At 38.7% G+C, this 6,933-nt stretch carries 8 protein-coding genes and 1 CRISPR repeat array; of the genes, 7 read left to right on the top strand and 1 reads right to left on the bottom strand.

Annotation, left to right across the window (positions count from 1 at the left end; all coding sequences use genetic code 11):
* The 6 genes from RQ907_RS01980 to RQ907_RS01955 form a co-directional block, all read left to right on the top strand.
* Nucleotides 1-466 (top strand): CRISPR-associated endonuclease Cas1 (locus tag RQ907_RS01980; protein WP_311491732.1); only part of this gene is annotated, 466 nt, incomplete at its 5' end.
* Complete coding sequence (gene cas2e / locus RQ907_RS01975) at nt 417-1,355, top strand: type I-E CRISPR-associated endoribonuclease Cas2e (protein WP_311491731.1); 939 nt, start codon at nt 417-419, stop codon at nt 1,353-1,355. The genes RQ907_RS01980 and cas2e, both read left to right, overlap by 50 nt.
* A gap of 60 nt (nt 1,356-1,415) precedes the next feature.
* Nucleotides 1,416-2,907: a CRISPR direct-repeat array (repeat unit 28 nt; unit sequence GTTCTACCCGCATACGCGGGGATGATCC).
* Nucleotides 2,908-3,172: 265 nt separating this feature from the next.
* Nucleotides 3,173-3,346: a hypothetical protein gene (locus tag RQ907_RS01970; protein WP_311491730.1), complete on the top strand. Its 174-nt coding sequence runs from the start codon at nt 3,173-3,175 to the stop codon at nt 3,344-3,346.
* Between the two features lie 39 nt (nt 3,347-3,385).
* Nucleotides 3,386-3,559, top strand: a complete 174-nt coding sequence (locus RQ907_RS01965; protein WP_311491729.1) for a hypothetical protein — start codon at nt 3,386-3,388, stop codon at nt 3,557-3,559.
* 39 nt (nt 3,560-3,598) lie between these two features.
* Nucleotides 3,599-3,772 carry a hypothetical protein gene (locus RQ907_RS01960; protein ID WP_311491728.1) on the top strand — a complete coding sequence of 58 codons (174 nt, stop codon included), beginning with the start codon at nt 3,599-3,601 and terminating at the stop codon, nt 3,770-3,772.
* Between the two features lie 2 nt (nt 3,773-3,774).
* The gene (locus RQ907_RS01955) at nt 3,775-3,987 is read left to right on the top strand and encodes a hypothetical protein (RefSeq protein WP_311491727.1); all 213 of its coding nucleotides are present in this window, start codon (nt 3,775-3,777) and stop codon (nt 3,985-3,987) included.
* A gap of 112 nt (nt 3,988-4,099) precedes the next feature.
* Here the strand turns inward: RQ907_RS01955 and RQ907_RS01950 are convergent, their stop codons facing one another.
* Nucleotides 4,100-5,416: a sodium-dependent transporter gene (locus RQ907_RS01950; protein ID WP_311491726.1), complete on the bottom strand. Its 1,317-nt coding sequence runs from the start codon at nt 5,414-5,416 to the stop codon at nt 4,100-4,102.
* Between the two features lie 173 nt (nt 5,417-5,589).
* On the opposite strand from RQ907_RS01950, the gene RQ907_RS01945 reads away from it, so the two are divergent.
* On the top strand, nt 5,590-6,924 hold the full coding sequence (locus RQ907_RS01945; RefSeq protein WP_311491725.1) for an LCP family protein: 1,335 nt from the start codon (nt 5,590-5,592) through the stop codon (nt 6,922-6,924).
* The last annotated feature ends 9 nt before the right edge of the window (nt 6,925-6,933 follow it).

Below are 6,933 nucleotides of genomic sequence, written 5' to 3'. Positions count from 1 at the left end.
TTCTAAAAAATTTAATGGTGAATTGGAATGCAGAAAATATCATGTAGATGATTTTGAAGATGGAAATCCCGTAAACCAAGCCCTTTCAGCCCTAAATGTGTCCTTGTACGGAGTCTGTCACAGTGTGATAGTTGCTCTAGGCATGAGTCCAGGACTGGGTTTTGTCCATACAGGCCACGATAAATCTTTTGTCTACGATATAGCCGACCTCTACAAGGCAAAAATCACAATTCCCCTAGCCTTTGAATTGGCATCCAAATATAGAGAAGGAGATGATATTGGAAAGCTCGCTAGACTTAGCATTAGGGATAAGATGGTTGATGGAAAATTAATGAGAAAAATTGTAGAAGATCTACAAGATTTGATGGATATATCTGAAGAAGATAAAATATCTACAGAAATTATAGAACTCTGGGATGACAAAGAAGAAAATGCTAAACATGGCATATCTTATAAAGAGGACTAAAATGCCACTTACAGTAATAACCCTAAAAAATTCCCCACCATCATTAAGGGGAGACCTCACAAAATGGATGCAAGAAATATCAACCGGAGTCTATGTAGGAAATTTCAACACAAAAGTAAGGGAAGAGCTTCGGGACAGAGTTGTAGAAAGCGTAGGCAGTGGCGAAGCAACCATGACCTATGCCGCAAGAAACGAAATAGGTTATAAATTCCAAACCCACAATTCAGATAAAATACCAATAGATTATGATGGAATCCCCTTGGTATTTACGCCAACAAGTCCCAAAGAAAGCAAAAAAGAAAATAAACTTGGATTTAGCAAGGTCGCTAAAATGAGAAAAGCCAACAAATATTCTAGAGAGAAACCTCAGGAAATTATCAAACCCTATGTAATAATAGATTTGGAAACAACAGGCCTTGACCCGATAAATGATAGGATAATCGAAATAGGAGCCATAAGAATAGGCAAAGAAAATAAGGAATATTCAACACTTATAAGGCAGGAAACAAATATTCCAGAAAAAATAAGGGACCTAACTGGGATAAGCGATGAAGATATAAAAAAAGGAAAAAAAGAAGAAATAGCCATAAACGAACTCATAGACTTTATAGGAAAAGATACGGTGGTAGGCTATAATATAAATTTTGATATAAAATTTATCAATGAAGCCCTAAAAAGACAGGAAAAGCCAAAAATAAAAAATATGACCTATGATGTCATGAAATATGTAAAAAACGACAAGCTATTTCTTGAAAATTATAAGTTAGAAACTGTCGTAAAAGAATACGGAATAAATGAAACAGTGCCCCACAGGGCCCTAGAAGATGCGAGGATAATTAAAAAGCTAATAGGAAAACTAGACAAGCTTAATAAAATACTGGAAAATTAAAGTGAATGAAAATTCATAAAAAGAAAAATTAGATTGGCTAAAAAACGGGATCTTTTTACTGTTCTACCCGCAAACGCGGGGATGATCCTATCTTTGAGATTTTTATCTGACCTTTTTTCCAGTTCTACCCGCAAACGCGGGGATGATCCTGCTCTTAAATTGGCTAGGGTCTAGATTTAGGTGTTCTACCCGCAAACGCGGGGATGATCCTCGCCTGGACTCTTGCCCCTATCATCAGGCCTGGTTCTACCCGCAAACGCGGGGATGATCCTGACTCTATAGCCATAGCAAGGTTTATATCAGTGTTCTACCCGCAAACGCGGGGATGATCCTGCTGCCAAAGCTGCCTTTGATACTATCAAGGGGTTCTACCCGCAAACGCGGGGATGATCCCTATCAAAGGAAATAAGAAAAGCTCTAGATAGGGTTCTACCCGCATACGCGGGGATGATCCCTGCACTGGCGCGTTGATAAAACCACTTGTAGTGTTCTACCCGCATACGCGGGGATGATCCCGCCCCTACAATAACATCTACCGAACAGATTTCGTTCTACCCGCATACGCGGGGATGATCCCAAAGACATAAGTATCAAGACGGAAGGAAGTGTGTTCTACCCGCATACGCGGGGATGATCCCGTGACTTTTTCTTTCCTCTTCTTTACCAGTCAGTTCTACCCGCATACGCGGGGATGATCCCAGGGCGTAAATTGCCCTTGACTTATACAAGCAGTTCTACCCGCATACGCGGGGATGATCCTCCACTTAAAGGATGAAGATAATAAGAAATTATGTTCTACCCGCATACGCGGGGATGATCCTCACCCCAGCAAGCTGAGGATGGTTTGTGAATCGTTCTACCCGCATACGCGGGGATGATCCCAGATATCCACAATATCCTGTTATGAGAATAAGGTTCTACCCGCATACGCGGGGATGATCCTTTTTCTTGCCATACTTAAAATTAGCTACAGGCGTTCTACCCGCATACGCGGGGATGATCCCTAAGCAAAATAGTAAAATCGTAATGATACGTAGTTCTACCCGCATACGCGGGGATGATCCTAGTTAAAAAAGTTAATGATTTATATCCAGGACGTTCTACCCGCATACGCGGGGATGATCCCCTTATACTCCTCCGCAAAATCAGCAAAAGTCAGTTCTACCCGCATACGCGGGGATGATCCCGGCCAAAACTTGTCACCTCAAAAGCCCCTGCAGTTCTACCCGCATACGCGGGGATGATCCCTTCTTCGTCCCCGATTTCAACCGAGTCAGTCGGTTCTACCCGCATACGCGGGGATGATCCTCCCATTCCAGACATTAGCAGTTGTAGTGCTTAGTTCTACCCGCATACGCGGGGATGATCCCGAATTTTATGAAGATTTATTTTTAGTTGAAGAGTTCTACCCGCATACGCGGGGATGATCCTCATATAATGCATGTCGTAGGATTTTTTGGTGGGTTCTACCCGCATACGCGGGGATGATCCTAATACAAAATCAAATTAACAAAAAAATCAAAAGTTCTACCCGCATACGCGGGGATGATCCCTGACGACTAACACCGAAATTATTACAAATATAGATCTAACCGCAATTGCGGAGATACTTAGTATTCAATTATAGCTTTTTTATTTTGTTTAAACTAGGCCACAAGGGGTATAATACCAATGGAAGTATTAATACTTTTTTAATTCTAAATTTTTATATTTACATATTTTTAAAAAGATTTTTTCTTATATATTTTCAATTTATGATTCTATTTTCATCCAAATTTTTTATCGGTAAGTTATTTTTGTTTTACAAGGAGACAATTATGAATAGAGAATATTTAATAATGAGAATAGCACTGGGGGATACAACTGCGGAGGCTAATAATATTACTCTTACTAAAGTGGACAAAAAAGCCATTGAGTGGTACAAGAAGGAGTCTGAGAAGGCCAAAAAAGAGGGAAAGCATATTGTGTTTTTTGCTCCTGATATGGATTAGGTATGTAGGGTATTTGAGTTTATAATATATGGGGTTGAAATGAATAGGGAATATTTAATTATTGATATAGCACTTGGTGCGGAAAAAGTTGAGGATTATGATATAATACTCACAGATGAGGATAAGAAAGCCATTGAGTGGTACAAAAAGGAGTCTGAGAAGGCCCAAAAAGAGGGAAAGCATATTGTGTTTTTTGCTCCTGATATGGATTAGGTATGTAGGGTATTTGAGTTTATAATACAGGGGATTGAAATGAATAGAGAATATTTGATTATTGGGATAGCATTAGGAAAAACAACAGCAGAAAGAAACAACATTGTGCTAACAGAAGAAGAAAAAGAAAGAATTAAAAGATACCAAGAAGAAACAGAAAAAGCTAGAAAAGAAGGTAGGCAAATAGTTTGGTATGCACCAGATGAGGATTAGTTATGGATAGAGAATTAGCACCAAAAGAAGATCAAGAATTAAATAAATTGAGTAAGAGGTTGTTACAAACAGCACCACCTATGACCAGCAAGGAGAAAGAAAGATACCACGAATTGATGGTGAAAAAGATTGGAACTGCTGAAGAACGCGATGAAGAGAAGAAGCAAAATCGTAAAAATTTCTTAGCATTTCAAGAACAATTGAGCAAAAAGTAAAAAAATAAGTGAGATTTTGTAATAAATATTTATAATGCTTTGAAATCTCAGATTAAAAACAAAAGGCAAAACCATTTATTTTTGGTTTTGCCTTTTGTTTTGTTAAATCTAATTAGAATGAAATGTGGTACCTAATTGCTATGAAGCATAGGGCTATGGCGAGAGGTACAAAGATGAATTTGCCTAGGTAGTACCAGGCTGATCCGTATTTGCCTTTTACGCTTTTGTTTACTTCGGCTAGGAGGTCTTCTTTTTTGATTACCCAGAACCAAGTGATGGCGCCGATTATACCGGATATTGGGAGGATGTAGATGGTTACTATGTCCATCCATGGACCCCATTTGGAGATTGGTTCTATAAAAATTCCTACTAGGTAAATTGTTGCAATTAGGGCGATTAGGACTAATTTTCTTTTTAATTTTGGAAAGCTATAGACTATGGCTTCGGTGATGGTTTCCAGCATGGATTGGATTGATGATATGCCTGCGAAGACTACTGCTAGGAAAAGAATTATTCCGTATAATCTGCCAAGGGGCATTTCTTTTAGGGCTTGGGGCAAGACTACAAAGAGTAGTTTTGGACCACTTGCTGGCGAAAATCCGTAGGCAAAACAAGCTGGTAGCATGACGAAGGCTGATATCATTGCTGATAGGGTGTCAAGGCTTGCTGTGATAGTTGATGCCTTTATGACATCTTCATTATCTGGCAAATATGAGCCGTAGACTACCATTACAGTTCCTACCAGGGATAGGGAAAAGAAGGCCTGGCCCATGGCTGCGACCCAAGTTTTGATTTCCCTTAGTTTCCCAAAGTCCATGTTGAAGATGAATTTATATCCCCCGAGGGCTCCGTCTAGGAAAAATACCCTGATAGCTAGGATTAGGAAGAGTACGAAAAACAAGGGCATGATGAATTTGTTTGTTTTTTCTATGCCTTCTGTTTCGTAGGCTAGGGCGAAATATACTAGGACCATCAAGATTAGGTGGGGAATGATTACCTTAAAATCACTTGTGGATATGGAATCAAACCAAGCTGCACTTTCAACTGTGAAGATACTGCCTGTGATGGTGTCGATTAAGGCTTTGATTACATAGGTAATTACAACAGCATAGCCAATTGATAAGAGCCCTACTCCTATCATCGGTAGCCACCTAATTATGGTGCCAAATTTTTCCATATTTTTTTCTTTGTAGGCTTCTTTGTAGACGACCATAGGTCCAGATTTGTATTTCCTGCCGATGGCGTTTTCTGCGGCAAGTCCTACCCTGCCAAAGATAAAGGCAAATAAAAGATAGGGCAATAAAAATGCCAATCCTCCATTTGACCCTAATTGATAGGGGAAGGCCCAAACGTTGGCAAGACCTACAGCTGAACCAACGCAAGCCATTATAAATCCCCATTTTGAAGAAAATTTACTTCTATTTTCCATAATAACTCCAATAAATATTTTTTTCACATTTGTAATGAATACTCTAATTATAATGAATTTTGAAAAATATTCAAGCGACCACTTGGGTTTAAGATTTTTTTCTAATAATATTTTGAAAACTAGTTTAAAGATGGGTTAAAGATAGGGTATAATGTAACGAGTAAAGGAATATTATGAAGATTAGAAAATTTTTTGCCCTAATCTTTGTTTTTGCCATATCTCTTGTACTTAGCAAGGTTGGTTTTGATTTTCTAGATCAAAGGTCAAATGCTGCTAATTTTGCAAAGGGTGGTACATTCGAAGATCAGGCTGTTAAAACAAGTAAAGATGAATATTTAATCCTCCTAGTAGGAGTAGATAAGGCCGCAGGTGAAGAAAATAACGAAGATTTCACCCGTACGGATACTATTATGTTATTGAAGGCTAATACCAAGGATGGTACGATTAAGCTCTTGTCAATCCCAAGGGACTCCAGAGTCCTTGTGAGAAATACCTATGACAAGGTTAACCACGCCCATGCCTTTGGTGGTATTGAGCTAACTCTCCAAAGTCTTAGGAATTTCCTAGGTCTTGATATAGACTATTATGTTCAGGTAAATTACCAGGCTCTTGTAAATATAGTTGATGCCATTGGTGGGGTTGACTATGAGGTGCCAGAAGGTGTAAATATCAAAAAGTGGACCCTAAATATAAAACCAGGTATGAACCACTTTAACGGTACAGACACCATGTGGTATTTAAGGACAAGACATATTTACAACAATGGAGACATAGGTAGGGTTCACGCCCAACAAGATTTCGTAAAGGCCATGGTAGACCAGGCTGTTAAAAAATCTAGTCAAATGAATCTAATGACTGTGATTTCATCTTACATTAAATATGTAAAGACCAACCTACCAATGAGTGCTATAGTTGACCTAGTTAAGAGTATTCCAAACTTTTCTTCAGATAAGGTGGAGACTTTTGTTGTTCCAGGCAATGGAGCCTATATAAACAAGATTAGTTATTATATACCAGATGAAAGAGGGACTTGGGATATAGTTGATAAGGTATTTGCAGATTTCAAACTTAGAAAGTGGAAGGAAGAAGACTCAGGCTTGCCTGAATCAAACCATGCTACAATCAACCAAGAAGCACCAATGAATGTCTTTCCTAAGACAAATACTATAAATACTCAGACTTACGAGCCAAATTATAATTACAATAACAATTACAATAACAATTACAACAATAATTATAATTACAATCACAACAATAATTACAACAACTCTGTTGAATATGAACAAGAATATCATGAAGAACCAAAATACGAAGAACCAGTAAAGGAAAGTCCAAAACCAAGTCATAAGAAAAAGAAAGCAGAGCCAAGCACTGAGACCCATCAACCTGCTCCAGAAGCTCCAGCTCCAAAGGAACCAGCTCCTGAACCGGGTGTGGTAGAATATGAGCCAGGTCTAAGTGTAGAACCACCAGTGGAATCGAGTCCAGACAATGGAGAAGGCGAATAGTAGGAAAAG

The sequence above is a fragment of the uncultured Anaerococcus sp. genome (assembly GCF_963510575.1).
In the GTDB taxonomy this organism is placed as follows: domain Bacteria; phylum Bacillota; class Clostridia; order Tissierellales; family Peptoniphilaceae; genus Anaerococcus.
The sequence above is the reverse complement of the archived record's forward strand: the minus strand, read 5'-3'. Positions and strand labels throughout refer to the sequence as shown.